This is a genomic window from Actinoalloteichus caeruleus, assembly GCF_049311605.1.
In the GTDB taxonomy this organism is placed as follows: domain Bacteria; phylum Actinomycetota; class Actinomycetes; order Mycobacteriales; family Pseudonocardiaceae; genus Actinoalloteichus_B; species Actinoalloteichus_B caeruleus.
The window spans coordinates 1,325,085-1,338,519 of sequence record NZ_CP186005.1; the positions used below are offsets into that span (position 1 = coordinate 1,325,085).

12 protein-coding genes and 1 pseudogene are annotated in these 13,435 nt (G+C 71.9%); 6 read left to right on the forward strand and 7 right to left on the reverse strand.

All coding sequences use genetic code 11. The annotated features are described in order from the left end of the window. Positions 1 to 160: 160 nt before the first annotated feature. The 4 genes from ACOJVX_RS05950 to ACOJVX_RS05965 form a co-directional block, all read right to left on the reverse strand. Positions 161 to 1,075, reverse strand: coding sequence for an amino acid ABC transporter permease (locus ACOJVX_RS05950; RefSeq protein ID WP_026418293.1), 915 nt, complete (start codon positions 1,073 to 1,075; stop codon positions 161 to 163). Further along, positions 1,072 to 1,719 carry an amino acid ABC transporter permease gene (locus ACOJVX_RS05955; RefSeq protein WP_026418294.1) on the reverse strand — a complete coding sequence of 216 codons (648 nt, stop codon included), beginning with the start codon at positions 1,717 to 1,719 and terminating at the stop codon, positions 1,072 to 1,074. The genes ACOJVX_RS05950 and ACOJVX_RS05955 overlap by 4 nt, the downstream gene beginning before the upstream one ends. 71 nt (positions 1,720 to 1,790) lie before the next feature. Continuing rightward, positions 1,791 to 2,693, reverse strand: a complete 903-nt coding sequence (locus tag ACOJVX_RS05960; protein WP_026418295.1) for a glutamate ABC transporter substrate-binding protein — start codon at positions 2,691 to 2,693, stop codon at positions 1,791 to 1,793. Between the two features lie 65 nt (positions 2,694 to 2,758). Further along, positions 2,759 to 3,487: an amino acid ABC transporter ATP-binding protein gene (locus tag ACOJVX_RS05965; RefSeq protein ID WP_162147296.1), complete on the reverse strand. Its 729-nt coding sequence runs from the start codon at positions 3,485 to 3,487 to the stop codon at positions 2,759 to 2,761. A gap of 192 nt (positions 3,488 to 3,679) precedes the next feature. On the opposite strand from ACOJVX_RS05965, the gene miaB reads away from it, so the two are divergent. Both miaB and ACOJVX_RS05975 read left to right on the forward strand, forming a co-directional pair. Then, positions 3,680 to 5,161 carry a tRNA (N6-isopentenyl adenosine(37)-C2)-methylthiotransferase MiaB gene (gene miaB / locus ACOJVX_RS05970; protein ID WP_026418297.1) on the forward strand — a complete coding sequence of 494 codons (1,482 nt, stop codon included), beginning with the start codon at positions 3,680 to 3,682 and terminating at the stop codon, positions 5,159 to 5,161. After that, positions 5,158 to 5,649, forward strand: a complete 492-nt coding sequence (locus ACOJVX_RS05975) for a hypothetical protein (protein WP_030103900.1) — start codon at positions 5,158 to 5,160, stop codon at positions 5,647 to 5,649. The genes miaB and ACOJVX_RS05975 overlap by 4 nt, the downstream gene beginning before the upstream one ends. Before the next feature lie 336 nt (positions 5,650 to 5,985). On the opposite strand, the gene ACOJVX_RS05980 is transcribed toward ACOJVX_RS05975, so the two are convergent. Further along, positions 5,986 to 7,296 carry a DUF349 domain-containing protein gene (locus tag ACOJVX_RS05980; protein WP_026418299.1) on the reverse strand — a complete coding sequence of 437 codons (1,311 nt, stop codon included), beginning with the start codon at positions 7,294 to 7,296 and terminating at the stop codon, positions 5,986 to 5,988. A 202-nt stretch (positions 7,297 to 7,498) separates the two neighbouring features. On the opposite strand from ACOJVX_RS05980, the gene ACOJVX_RS05985 reads away from it, so the two are divergent. From ACOJVX_RS05985 to ACOJVX_RS06000, 4 genes and pseudogenes are all read left to right on the forward strand, one after another. Then, positions 7,499 to 8,323, forward strand: a complete 825-nt coding sequence (locus tag ACOJVX_RS05985) for a hypothetical protein (protein ID WP_051712798.1) — start codon at positions 7,499 to 7,501, stop codon at positions 8,321 to 8,323. A 9-nt stretch (positions 8,324 to 8,332) separates the two neighbouring features. Then, positions 8,333 to 9,253, forward strand: a complete 921-nt coding sequence (gene miaA, locus ACOJVX_RS05990) for a tRNA (adenosine(37)-N6)-dimethylallyltransferase MiaA (protein ID WP_418153843.1) — start codon at positions 8,333 to 8,335, stop codon at positions 9,251 to 9,253. A gap of 168 nt (positions 9,254 to 9,421) precedes the next feature. After that, positions 9,422 to 9,655, forward strand: a pseudogene (locus tag ACOJVX_RS05995) (diaminopimelate epimerase); the annotation flags it as partial. 28 nt (positions 9,656 to 9,683) lie between these two features. Next, entirely contained in the window at positions 9,684 to 10,214 is a 531-nt protein-coding gene (locus ACOJVX_RS06000) for a hypothetical protein (protein WP_422647312.1), read from the forward strand. 25 nt (positions 10,215 to 10,239) lie between these two features. Here the strand turns inward: ACOJVX_RS06000 and ACOJVX_RS06005 are convergent, their stop codons facing one another. Next, the gene (locus ACOJVX_RS06005) at positions 10,240 to 11,586 is read right to left on the reverse strand and encodes an MFS transporter (RefSeq protein WP_422647313.1); all 1,347 of its coding nucleotides are present in this window, start codon (positions 11,584 to 11,586) and stop codon (positions 10,240 to 10,242) included. Between the two features lie 222 nt (positions 11,587 to 11,808). Next, positions 11,809 to 13,098, reverse strand: coding sequence for an MFS transporter (locus tag ACOJVX_RS06010; RefSeq protein WP_418154813.1), 1,290 nt, complete (start codon positions 13,096 to 13,098; stop codon positions 11,809 to 11,811). Between the last annotated feature and the right edge of the window lie 337 nt (positions 13,099 to 13,435).

Sequence of the window (13,435 nt, forward strand, 5' to 3'; positions counted from 1 at the left end):
TCCCGTCGGTCGCCCGCGAGTGGCCGGGGCCGGGCACGGGAGTGGCTCGGCCGCCCGATCCAGCCGTCCCGCCGCCGGTGTCGCCGCCGGTGCCCGGCGCCGCACGGACGAAGGGGCACCCCGCGTGGCGGGATGCCCCTTCGTCGTCCCCGGTCCGTGGTCAGTCGCCCACGGCGCCGAGTTTCCCTGGACGGTCACCCGGTGCGGTTGGGCCAGCCAGCCCGTCCGGTTCCGCTTCGCCGTCCGCCTTCCCGGTCGCCGCCGGCATGGCGGCCTCCGGGCGCAGCTTGCTGCGCTGCTGGCGGCGGCCGAGGTAGTTGGCCAGCCAGGACAGCAGCAGGCACAGGGCGATGTAGATGATCGCCACGACGATCGCGGTCGGGATCTGCGGACGCCCGAAGTTCGGGTCACTCCCCATCACCCGCGCGTAGCGCAGCAGCTCGTTGTAGGTGATGAGGAAGCCCAGCGAGGTGTCCTTCAGCAACACCACGAGCTGGCTGACGATGGTCGGCAGCATCGCGCGCAACGACTGCGGGAGCAGCACGTTCGTCATCGCCTGCGTCTTGCGCATCCCGATCGCGTAGGCCGCCTCCGACTGCCCCTTGGGCAGCGCGAGCACCCCGGCCCTGAAGACCTCGGCCAACACCGAGCCGTTGTAGAGGGTCAGGCCGACCACCACCGCCACCAGGGAGCTCACCCCGGTGCCGAAGTAGAAGACGAACATCAGGATGACCAGCGGGATCGCCCGGAAGAACTCCACGACCACCGTCGCCGGGACCCGCAACCAGGCGTGCTCGGAGAGCCGCCCGGCGGCGAAGACGGCCCCGAACAGCAGGGCGCCCACCGCGCCCAGCGCGAAGGCCTGCATCGTGAACTGGAAGGCCTGCAACAGGTCCAGCTGGACCTGCTTGTACAGCAGCCACTCCCAGCGCCTCGGGTCGAACTGGCCGGTGTCGTAGAACCGGTACAGGACGTACCCGACCGCGGCGACCAGCGCCGCCACCCCGACGACGCCGAGGATGCGGTTGCGGGCCCTGGCGCGCGGGCCCGGGACGTCGAACAGGACAGAACTCATCGGGCCACGCTCCAGCGCTTCTCCAACGCGCGTTGCAGCAGCGTCAGCGGGATCACCAGCAGCACGAAGATGGCCGCCACCCAGAGCAGGCCCTCGAGGACCGGTTCACCCCGTTCGGACAGGTTCTGCCGGATGCCACCGGCCTCGAAGACGGAGAAGCCGGCCGCGATCGTGGTGTTCTTCAGCAACGCGATCAGGGTGCTGACCATCGGGGGGAACACCGAGCGGGTCGCCTGCGGGAGGATGATCTGCCCCAGCGTCTGCCCGAAGGTCAGCCCGATGGCCCGCGCGGCCTCGGCCTGGCCGACCGGAACGGTGTTGATGCCGGAGCGGAACACCTCGCAGACGAAGGCGGCCGTGTAGACGGTCAACGCGGTGACCGCCGCCGTGAAGAAGGAGATGCGCACGATCTCCAACAGGTTCCACGCGAACGCGAAGAACAGGAACACCAGGGTCAGCGGGGTGTTCCGCACGACCGTCACGTACAGCGACCCGGCCGACCGGAACACCGGGACGGGGCTCACCCGCAGCATCGCCAGGAACGCACCCAACACCAGCGACCCCACCGCGGAGAGCGCGAAGAGTTGGAGCGTGGTGACGAAGCCGCGAACGTAGAGATCGGAGTTGTCCAGCAGGACGTCCATACGATTCCTTACCAGCCTGTGACGACGGCCGGCGGCCCCGGAGCTGGGTGCCGCCGGCCGTCAGTCCCTGCTCAGTACCGGTCGACCTCGGGCTGCTCGGCCTCGTTGCCGCTCTTGCCCAGGGTGGCGTCGTAGATCTCCTGCCAGCCGCCGTTGTCCCGCGCCTCGTCCAGGATGTCGTTCACCCGCTCGCGGAGCGCGTCGTCGCCCTTGGGCAGGCCGATGCCGTAGGGCTCGTCGGAGAACGTCTCGCCGACGACCCGCAGCGAGCCCTCCTCCTCGACGGAGGCGTAGCCGAGCAGGATCGCGTCGTCGGTGGTGACCGCGTCGACGGAACCCTGGAGCAGCTGCGTCACGCAGTCGGAGTAGCCCTGGAACTCGACGATGTTGCTCTCCTCGGTCAGGCCCTCCTCCCGAACCCGCTGGATCGGGGTGGAGCCCTGCGCGGAGCAGACCTTCTTGCCCTCGAGGTCCTCCGGCCCGTTGATCGAGTCGTCGTCCCCGCGCACCAGCAGGTCCTGGCCGGCGATGTAGTACGGGCCGGCGAAGTCGATCTGCTCCTTGCGGCCGTCGTTGATCGTGTACGTGCCGACGTAGTAGTCGATGTTGCCGTTCGCGATCTCCTGCTCGCGGGCGGCGGAGGCGATCGGCTTGTACTCGATGTCCGACGCGGGGTCGAAACCGAGCTGGGCCGCGATCAACCGAGCGATCTCGATGTCGAAGCCGGAGTACTCGTCGGTCGTCGGGTCGCGGTAGCCCAGGCCGGGCTGGTCGTCCTTGACCCCGATGATCACGTTGCCGCGCTCGGTCATGCGGTCGAAGGTCGGCGAGCCCTCCAGCTCGACGTCGGCCTGCACCGACTGCTCGACCGAGTCCGGCTCGGCGTTCTCGTCGGCCGGGCCGCCCTCGCGTCCACACGCGGTCAGCGCGAGCGCGCCGACGAGCAGACTCGCGGCGAGGGAGCGGTTCCTCATCGTCGTCTCCTGTGTTCTGTTCGGTGCGGCGCCGCACGCGCCGCGGGCTGGTGCCGGCGGGCCGGTCAGTGGGTGAGGATCTTGCCGAGGAAGTCCCGGGCCCGGTCGGACTTCGGAGCCTTGAAGAAGTCCTCGGGCGTGGAATCCTCCACGACCTCGCCGTCCGCCATGAAGATGACCCGGTCGGCGGCCTTGCGGGCGAAGCCCATCTCGTGGGTGACCACGAGCATGGTCATGCCCTCCTTGGCCAGGTCCGTCATCGTGTCCAGGACCTCCTGGACCATCTCCGGGTCCAGCGCCGAGGTCGGCTCGTCGAAGAGCATGACCTTCGGCTTCATCGCCAGTGCTCGGGCGATGGCCGCGCGCTGCTGCTGACCACCCGAGAGCTGGGCCGGGTACTTGTCTGCCTGGTTGGCGATGCCAACCCGCTCCAGCAGTTGCCGGGCGCGTTGCTCCGCCTCCGCCTTCTCGGTCCTCCTCACCTTGAGGGGGCCGAGCGTGACGTTCTCCAGGATCGTCTTGTGGGCGAACAGGTTGAACTGCTGGAACACCATGCCCACGTCGGCGCGCAGCCCGGCGAGGGCCTTGCCCTCGGCGGGCAGGTCCTTGCCGTCGATGGCGATGACACCGGAGTTGATCGGCTCCAGCCTGTTGATGGTCCGGCAGAGGGTCGACTTGCCGGAACCCGACGGCCCGAGGACGACAACCACCTGGCCCCGGGGGACCTCGAGATTGATGTCCTTGAGCACGTGCAGCGGACCGAAGAACTTGTCCACCGAGGACATCCTGATCATCGGTGGCTGCCCGGACGTTGCGCTCATGGCCGCACACCATAACCGCACGGAGGAGTGGCGTCCCCACCTCGGCGAGGTCTGTAACCGCACCGGTACCTGGGGGTATCAACCCGGTCATCACCGCCGGTGGCCCCGCCCCGATGAACCGGCCACGGACCAGCTCGTACCCTGGTCAGCGGAAAGGGGTGCAGGGTGCAGCGAAGCTACGAGGTCCGCACGTACGGATGTCAGATGAACGTGCACGACTCCGAGCGGCTCGCCGGGTTGCTGGAGGACGCCGGGTACGTGCGGTCGGGGGCCGAGGCCACGCCGGACGTCGTCGTGTTCAACACGTGCGCGGTCCGGGAGAACGCCGACAACCGCCTCTACGGCAACCTCGGCCGGCTGCGTCCCGTCAAGGACTCCCACCCGGGCATGCAGATCGCCGTGGGTGGGTGCCTCGCGCAGAAGGACCGGGGCGAGATCGTCCGCCGGGCCCCCTGGGTCGACGTCGTCTTCGGTACCCACAACATCGGCTCGTTGCCGACGCTGCTCGAACGGTCCCGGCACAACCGGGAGGCCCAGGTGGAGATCGAGGAGGCCCTGGAGGTCTTCCCCTCGACGCTGCCCGCCCGCCGGGACTCCGCCCACTCCGGCTGGGTGTCGATCTCGGTCGGCTGCAACAACACCTGCACGTTCTGCATCGTCCCGGCCCTGCGAGGCAAGGAACGGGACCGCCGTCCCGGTGAGATCCTCGCGGAGGTGTCGGCGCTCGTCGCGGAGGGTGTCAGCGAGGTGACGCTGCTGGGGCAGAACGTGAACGCCTACGGAGTCGAGTTCGGCGACCGGCACGCCTTCGGGAAGCTGCTGCGCGCCTGCGGCTCCGTCGAGGGCCTGGAGCGGGTGCGCTTCACCTCACCCCACCCGAGGGAGTTCACCGACGACGTCATCGAGGCGATGGCCGAGACCCCCAACGTCTGCCCCCAGCTGCACATGCCCCTCCAGTCCGGCTCCGACCGGGTGCTGCGGGCGATGCGGCGGTCCTACCGGGCCGAGCGGTTCCTGGGCATCGTGGAGCGGGTGCGGGCGGCCATCCCGGACGCCGCGATCACCACCGACATCATCGTCGGCTTCCCCGGGGAGACCGAGGAGGACTTCCAGGAGACGCTGGAGGTGGTGCGGCGGTCCCGGTTCTCCCAGGCGTTCACCTTCCAGTACTCCAAGCGTCCCGGTACCCCGGCCGCGGAGATGGACGACCAGGTGCCCAAGGAGGTCGTGCAGGAGCGGTACGACCGGTTGGTGCGGCTCCAGGACGACATCTCCTGGGACCTCAACAAGGAGCTGGTGGGCACCGAGGTCGAGGTGCTGGTCACCGAGGGAGCAGGGCGCAAGGACGCCGAGACCCGTCGCCTCAGCGGACGGGCCAGGGACGGCCGGCTCGTCCATTTCTCCCCGGTCGGGGGAGGAGTGGACGGGGAGGTCCGCCCGGGCGACCTGGTGCGGACGCTCGTCACGCACGCGGCCCCGCACCACCTCGTCGCCGATGGTGAGCCGCTGGCGCACCGCCGCACTCGCGCCGGTGACCACTGGGAAGCGGGTGTGCGTCCCAAAACCTCTGGTGTGAGCCTCGGCCTGCCGTCCTTCGGCAGGCCAGCGACCGAGCCGGCCCCGGTCGGCGGATGTGAGGTCCGATGAGCGAGTCGAGCCCGACCGACCAGGAGAGCCCCGAGGTGGCCGCGCTCCGGACGGAGATCGACGAGGCCGGTCACCGGGCTCGTCGCAGTTTCGAGCCGGGGCACCGGGCGGCCGTGATCGGCGCCGGCATGTTGCTGCTGGTCCTGGGCGTGGTGTTGCCCTGGGCCGGTGACTCCAACGGCATCGACGTCCTGCTGAGCCGGGTGCCACCCGAGCTCGGGGTCGGGATCCTGCCGCAGGTCTTCGCCGTGACCGTGCTGCTGTTCGGCCTGGTCGTCAGCGGTGTGGCCCTGGCCGTGCGTCGCTGGGGGCTGGCGTGGCTCAGCCTCATCGGGTGCGGGCACTCGATCTTCGAGGGGATGCTGGCGATCTGGACCCGCCAGACCGCGCCGGGCGCCCCCGGCCCGGGGATCGGCCTGCTGATCACCGTGCTCGCGATCTTCGTCATCACCCTCCAGTGGGTGAAGATCGCCTGGTCGAGGGACTGATCGAGCCCGACCCCGCGACGCGGGCGGCAGGGCTGGCGTCCCACGACCCCCGGGTGCCCTGCGAGGGACCGGGGGCTGCCGCGCCCCGAATCGCGTGGCGGATGAACAGGCGGCTCGGAGTTCGGGCCGGGCGTGGCGGGACCCGGCGCGGAACGGATCAGAACGGATCCTCCCCTCCCGTGGCTGGACCCGGCTGCCGCCAGCGGGCGCGGAACACCCGGGACGGGGACGTGGGCCGGGCGCGCCGCCCGAGGGGGCGTCGGCCGGCCGGACACCTGATCCGGGTCAACGCCGGTGCGTGGCAGCCTGGTGGCCGCCACGCACCGACGGGTCCTCTCAGCGGGTGGCCAGCGCCTGCTCCGCGGCCGTCAGCCACTCCCGCCACTGCGCCGCCTGCCGGTCCGCCTCCTGCGCCTTGCGCTTGTCACCCGAGGCCCTGGCCTTCTCCGCCTGCGCCTCGAACTGGGAGACCCGGTCCCGGAACTGGGCGACCCTGGCCTCCGCCTCCGGGTCGGTGCGCCGCCACTTCGCGTCCGCCGCGTTGCGCACCCGCTCCTCCACGGCCCGCAGCCGCGACTCCAGGTCGCGGATGCGGTTGCGGGGCACCTTCCCGATCTCGTCCCACCGGTCCTGGATGCGGGACAGGTGCGCCCGAGCCGCCTTCAGGTTCGTGGCTGGATCGATCTGCTCGGCCTCCGCCAGCAGTTCCTCCTTCTTGACGGCGTTCTCGGCGAACTCGGCGTCCCGCTCCTCGAAGGCCTCGGACCGACGTCCGAAGAACGAGTCCTGCGCCGCCCGGAACTGCTGCCACAGCTTGTCGTCCGCGTCGCGGGGGGCACGACCCGCGGCCTTCCACTCCGCCATCAGGTGGCGGTACCGCTCGGCGGTACCGGACCAGTCGGTCGAGTCGGCCAACTTCTCCGCCTCGGCGACCAGCTCCTGCTTCCGCGACTTGGCGGTCAGCCGCTGCCGGTCCAGCTCCGCGAAGTGCGCACCGCGCCGGCGGTTGAACGAGTCCCGTGCCCTGGCGAAGCGTCGCCACAGCTGTTCGTCCGTCTTCCGGTCGACGCCACGGATCTGCTTCCACTCGTCGACGATGGCCCGGAGCCGGTCACCGGCCGGCTTCCACTGGGTGGACTCCTCGGCGATCTTCTCCGCCTCGGCCGCCAGCGCCTCCTTCTTGGCCACGGAGTCCGCTCTGGCCTGCTCGCGGTCGGCCTTGGACCGTTCCACCGCCCGTTCCGCGACCTCCACCAGGTGGTCGATCCGCGCGCCCAGCGCCGCCAGGTCCCCGACGACGGCGGCCTCGGCCAGGCCGTCCCGCAGCTGGGTGGCACTCCCCAGGCTCTGCCTCGGGTCGCCGGCCCGGGAGGCCACCCGTGCCTCCAACAGCTCGACCTCGGTCACGATGTCGTCGAACCGGCGGGCGTAGTGCGCCAGGCCGTCCCGCGCGGCCCCCGCCTGCCAGGAGCCCACGGCACGTTCGCCGTCCGCCGTCACCACGTAGACGGTGCCCTCGTCGTCGACCCGTCCCCACCGACCAGGATCGGCCGAGGCCGCCGGAACCGAAGGTCGCGGGCGCGGTTCCGGCTCGCCGGCGGGGCGCTCCGCTGCCACGGTCTCCGGTGTTGTCTCGTGCTCGGTCATCGCCGGCTCCTCCTTGAATGCCCGCCTGATGCCCGTGAAGGTCACGGGCGCCCCGGGTACTTCCGGGGCCGAAGCAACGCGAGCGTCCACCCCACGGTGAACACCCGTGGGCGCATTCAAACAGGTGAACGTGCCCAGTGGTACCGCGAGTGCCGTCCTGAGCGGAAGGATCTGCCAATCGGTAGGCGCTAACCTGGGCCGGATGATCGTCGCCGCCGCTGTCCTGCCGACACCCCCGTTGCTGGTCCCGGAGCTGGTGGGTGGTGCGGTGCGACGAACGGAGGAACTCCGGGCCACCTGCCTGTCGATCGCCGCCGGACTCGCCGGGATCACCCCGATCTGGTGGGCGGTGGCCGCTGATCCCACCGGCCCCCGCACGGTGCCGGCCGCCGCCACCGGGACCTTCGCGTCCTACGGCGTCGACGTCCCGGTCTCGCTCTCCTCACGACCCCCGAGGGATCCGGCCGACCCGATGCTGCCGCTCCCCGCGCTGATCGCCGGGTGGCTGCGCGGGGCCGTCGACGCGGAGGAGGCGGAAACCCTGCTGCTGCCGCCCGACCTGAGCCCGGAACGGAGCCGTGCCTTCGGCGTCGACCTGTGGCACGGGCGCCCGACGAACCCGGCCCCCTCGGAGGCGGCGGGGGACCGACCGGTGGGGTTGGTGGTCCTGGGGGACGGCTCCATCCGCCACGGTGAGCATTCGCCCGCGCCGCCCCACCCCGCCGCCTCCGACTTCGACGCCACCGTCGCCGCCGCGTTCGCGGCGGGCGACCACGAGGCGCTGCTCCGGATGACCTCCAGGGCGGCGGACGAGCAACAGGCCACCGGCAGGGTCGGCTGGCAGGTCCTGGCCGGGGTGGTGGCCGCCTCCGAGCGGCGCTGGCATGTGCTGGAGAGCCACACGGATCGTGGGTTGGGCGTGGGCTACCACCTGGCCCTGTGGCGCTCGGAGGACGCGAACCCCGGCCCGGCCCCGGCCCCGGCGCGGAACGGTGGGGGCGCACCAGCCGGTGGTCGGGCGTCCTAGGGTTGGCCGGTGACCACCTCCAGGCCCCGCCTCCTCGTCGTGGCGGGCCCGACCGCCACGGGAAAGTCGGATCTCGCGCTCGGGCTCGCGACCGCCCTCGACGGCGAGGTGATCAACGCCGACGCGATGCAGCTCTACCGGGGCATGGACATCGGAACGGCCAAACTTCCCGTCACCGAACGGGCCGGAGTCCCCCACCACCTCCTCGACGTGCTGGACGTGACGGAGACGGCCTCGGTGGCCGCCTACCAGCGGCGGGCCAGGGCGATCGTGGAGAAGCTGCTCGCGGCGGGTCGCACCCCGATCCTGGTCGGGGGGTCAGGGCTCTACGTCAGTTCGGTGATCGACGACCTGGAGTTCCCCGGCACCGACCCCGCGATCCGCGGTCGACTGGAGACCGAGCTGGCCACGGCCGGCTCCTCGGTCCTCCACGAGCGCCTCGCCGCCCTCGACCCGGCGGCGGCTTCCTCGATCCTGCCCAGCAACGGCCGTCGCGTCGTCCGCGCGCTGGAGGTGATCGAACTGACCGGCCGCCCCTTCTCGGCGTCCATGCCCGTACCGGGCCCGGCCCGGTACGGGGCGGTCCTCGTCGGGCTCGACCGCGACCCGGCCGCACTGGACGAGCGGGTGAACCGGCGGGTGGACCACATGTTCGCCGCCGGCCTCGTCGACGAGGTCCGCGCCCTGGACGCGGTCGGCCTGCGCGAGGGGCGCACCGCCGCGCGCGCTCTCGGCTACCAGCAGGTCCTGGCGGCGCTGGACGCCGGCGGCGGTCGGGAAGCCCTGTCCAGGGCCGCCGAGGACACCGCACGGGCCACCCGGCGTTTCGTCCGACGTCAACGGTCCTGGTTCCGCCGCGACCGCCGCACGCACTGGGTCGACGCGGGGCGTTCCGACCCGCTGCCCGAGGTGCTCGCCCTGCTGCGCTGACCGCGGTCGTCGACCAGCGACGGGCCGCCAGGTCGAGGGGCGTTCCGATGGCTGGCGGGGCGGCCGAGGACGGCACCGCGTCGAGGCCCCCGGCTGCCGCTGGCCTAGGCTGGATGGGTGAGTGGAGTGGAGTTCACCAAGGGGCACGGCACCCAGAACGACTTCGTCGTGCTGCCCGACCGAGGTGACGCGCTGGAACTGACCTCCGCCCGGGTCCGCGCGCTGTGCGACCGACGCGAAGGGCTGGGCGCCGACGGCGTGCTACGGGTCGTCCGCTCCTCCCGAACCGACCAGCTCGTCCCCGCCGACACCGCGGACTCCTGCTGGTTCATGGACTACCGCAACGCCGATGGGTCCGCCGTGGAGATGTGCGGCAACGGGGTCCGAGTCTTCGCGAGCTACCTGGTCCACCACGGCCTCCAACCGCCCGGTGAGTTCGTCGTCGGCACTCGCGACGGTGACGGTCGACATGGGCCGCGCGGTGGTGACCGGGCGGTCGAGCGCGGTCGTCGGCGACGCCGTCTTCGACGGGGTCTGCGTGGACATGGGCAACCCGCACCTGGCGTGCGTGCTGGACGCGTCGGCCGGCGACCTGCTCGACGAGTTCGACCTGGGCGTCGCCCCCGGGTACGACGCCGAGGTCTTCCCCAACGGGGTGAACGTCGAGTTCGTCCGCACCCTCGCTCCGGGGCGGGTGCGGATGCGGGTCCACGAGCGGGGGGTCGGCGAGACCCGCTCGTGCGGGACGGGGACCGTCGCCGCCGTCGCGGCGGCACTGGGAGAGTCCCACCAGCGGACCGGAACGGTGCTGGTCGAGACGCCCGGGGGGCTGCTCACGGTGACCATCGAGGAGATGACGAGCACCCTCACCGGCCCCACCGTGCTCGTCGCGTCCGGCCGCCTGGCCGAGTCCTGGTGGCGGGAGGCGGGCCGGGAGCCGGCAGTGGCACGTTCCTCCTGACCCGCCCCCCGAGACCTGCCGCGTCTCAGGACACCGGCCGGGGGTTGCCGGCCGGGCCCTGGGGGGAGTTGTCGTCCGACGTCCCTGGCCGGTCCTCCTCCACCGCGTCCCGACGCAGTTCCTGACCGACGAACTCCTCCGGGGCCTCCCGCAGGAGGCGCATCGGCGCCACCAGCAGGAACGACGTCGACAGGACCATCCCCACCCCGGCGACCCACATCGTCGGCCGCAGCCCGACCAGCTCCCCGAGCGCCCCGCCCGCGAGGGAGCCGAGGGGGATGACGCCCCAGGTCAGGAACCGGGCGGACGCGTTGACCCTGCCGAGCAGGTCGTCCGGGCACACGGTCTGCCGCAGGCTCACGGCCAGGACCTGGAACGCGATCGTGCCGTAACCGCCGCCGAGGACACCCAGCACGAACAGGGACAGCGCCCACCCGGTGTCCGCGAAGGGGACCAGCAGGCGGAAGGGCGTCGTCACCACCATGATGAGGATCAGCGCCCGCACCTTGCCGAAGCGGGTCGCCCAGCGCCGCACCGTCAGGCCGCCGAGGATCCCACCGGCGCCGGTGACGCTGATGAGCAGACCCACCACCCCCTCGGGGAGCTGGAGGTCGCGGACGAGGAACAGCACGCTGACGGCCACGTAGACGTTCAGGAAGAAGTTGTGCACCGTGACGCACAGCGAGGTCGGTCGGAGCAACCAGTGCTGGAAGAGGAACCGGAGCCCGGCCGCCACCTCGACGGACAACCGGCCGCCCCGAGCGCGTTCCGGTGGCACCTCCTGGTCCCTGATCCTGCCGAGCAGGGTGGTGGACCCCACGAAGCCCAGCACGCACACCACCACGGCGTTGGTGGCGCCGAGGATCTGGGCGAGCAGCCCGCCGAGCGGACGACCCGAGAACTGGATGACCTGGCGGGTGGTCTGGAGTCGCGAGTTGGCGTCCGGCAGGAGGCGTCGGCCCACGAGAGCGGGCAGGTACGACTGGCTGGCCACCTCGAACAGGGTGAACAGGGCACCGCTGAGGACGGCCACCACGTACAGCTGGGCCATCGTCAGCATCTCGGCCCACCAGGCGAGGGGGACCGAGGCGAGCACCAGCGCCTGGCCGCGCTCGGTCCACCGCAGCAGGGGGCGGCGCCGCAGGCGATCGACCCAGACACCGGCCGGCAGGCCGATGACCAGGTTGGGCACCGTGCCAGCCGCGGCGAGGAGACCCATCTCCAGTGGGCCCGCCCCGAACACCGTCGCCGCGATCAGGGGTAAGGCGACGAACTGCACCGCGTTGCCGAGCTGGCTGGAGAAGTCCGCCGACCACAGCAGGCGGAAGTCCCTCGACAGTGCCGGCTTCGGGGCACCGGGTTCGACGATCACGAGGGAACGCTTTCCGAACCGCCGAGCACCGGTCAACGGTTCGCGCGGCGCAAGGACGGTGAGCGGTCAGATCGCACGTCGGAAGGTGGGGCTGCTTCGGCTGGGCTGATCGGTGCCGCCGATCGGCGTGGCGCGGCGTGGCGAACGGCCGGCCGCCTCAGCGCCCGGACCAGCGGAACCCCTGGGGACCAGGGCCCGGCCGGCCCATGCCCGGCGCGGGCGTCAGGTACGGGACGGCACACCCGGATCGCCGTCAGGCGGCTCGGTCGCGGTCAACTCGACCATCGCGCGCACCGACGCCGGGTCCCGGTAGAGGGGCGACAGGACCACCCAGGCAATCGCGAGGCACTGCCCGACCACCGCGACCACGAGTGCCTCCCGCACGCCCAGCCATTCCCCGAGGACCCCGCCGAGGAGCCCGCCGAGGGGGATGAGCCCCCAGGCGAGGAACCGGAGCGAGGCGTTCATGCGGCCGAGGAGGTGGTCCGGGGTGATGGACTGCCGGAGGCTCACCTGGGCGACGTTGTAGACGATGACGCCGAAGCTGAAGACGAATTCGCCCAGGGCGAAGAGCCCGAGCCGCCAGTCCTTCTCGGCGAACGCGCACAGCAGCCCGAACGGAGTGGTCAGCAGCAGCGACAGCCAGCAGGTCCGGATCTGTCCGACCCGTGCCACCCACCAGCCCGCGCTGAGCGCGCCGAGGACACCGCCGAGGCTGCCCGCCGCCATCAGCAGCCCGAGGGGGCCAGGGGCGAGACCGACCTCCCGGACCAGGAACAGCATGACGACCGCCTGGAAGACCCCGCCGAAGAGGTTCGCGGTCCCGGTGCACAGGGCGAGCGCGCGCAGCACGGGATGCGCGAACACGAAGCGCACCCCCTCCATGACCTCGGTGCGCAGCCGTTGCCCCTGGGGCCGGGGACGAGGTTCCTCCACGACGCGCATCCTGCTCAGCGAGACCGCCGAGACCAGGTAGCAGGCCGCCGTCACGACCACCCCGCCGCCGGCCCCCACGAGGTGGGCGAGGCCGCCGGCCGCCGGTCTGCCGGAGACCTGGGCGACCGACTCACTCGCCTGGAGCTTGGTGTTGCCCTCCACGAGCCTGCTCCTGCCCACCAACGAGGGCAGGATCGACTGGTAGGAGACGTCGAAGAAGACCGTGCACACCCCGACGAGCAGCGCGACCACCAGCAGGTGACCGAAGGTCAGCGCGTCCCACCACCAGGCCAACGGCACGGTGGCCAGGAGCGCGGCCCGAGCGAGGTCGCAGCGGATCATCAGTGGCCGTCGCCGTACCCGGTCCACGATCGCACCAGCCGGGAGACCGAGCACGAGGAAGGCACTGGTGCTCGCCGCCGTCAGCAGGCCCATCTCGAAGGGGCTGGCTCCCAGGGCCGTGGCCGCGACCAGGGGTATCAGGACTGTCCCGATGACCTTGCCGAACTGGGCCGTGGTCTCCCCGGCCCAGAGGAGCCGGAAGTCGTGGTGGTGCCGGAGGCTGCTCCCCTTCACGCGGGGCGATCTTTCCCCTCCTCCGGGTGACGGTCAACCACCTGTCCTCGCCTGGCACCTCGTCCGTTGGGCGGAGCGGCGGCTCCGTGGACGCGAGGTCGCGGCCAGGCTGTCGACAGGGCGGGCCGGCCGAGGTGGGCGCGGAATGCGCGGCGGGCGGGAAGCGGGCGGCCGCTCGCCCGCTCGGCGCCGCCGCACCGTCGGACCGTCGGACCGCCCGCACGGGCGCGAGCTCACCGACGAGGAGCAGGCGGGAACGGCCCGTCGAGGACCCGACCTCGCTGCTCCACCCGCCCGGAGTCCCGCCAAGGCGGGTTCCCTGGTGCCGGCCTCGGCC

Coding starts and splice junctions, on each gene's coding strand:
- ACOJVX_RS05975 (WP_030103900.1), top strand. CDS start 5,158: ATGAGCGAGTCGAGCCCGACCGACCAGGAGAGCCCCGAGGTGGCCGCG.
- ACOJVX_RS05955 (WP_026418294.1), bottom strand. CDS start 1,719: ATGGACGTCCTGCTGGACAACTCCGATCTCTACGTTCGCGGCTTCGTC.
- ACOJVX_RS05965 (WP_162147296.1), bottom strand. CDS start 3,487: ATGATCAGGATGTCCTCGGTGGACAAGTTCTTCGGTCCGCTGCACGTG.
- ACOJVX_RS05960 (WP_026418295.1), bottom strand. CDS start 2,693: ATGAGGAACCGCTCCCTCGCCGCGAGTCTGCTCGTCGGCGCGCTCGCG.
- ACOJVX_RS05950 (WP_026418293.1), bottom strand. CDS start 1,075: ATGAGTTCTGTCCTGTTCGACGTCCCGGGCCCGCGCGCCAGGGCCCGC.
- ACOJVX_RS05985 (WP_051712798.1), top strand. CDS start 7,499: ATGATCGTCGCCGCCGCTGTCCTGCCGACACCCCCGTTGCTGGTCCCG.
- ACOJVX_RS05980 (WP_026418299.1), bottom strand. CDS start 7,296: ATGACCGAGCACGAGACAACACCGGAGACCGTGGCAGCGGAGCGCCCC.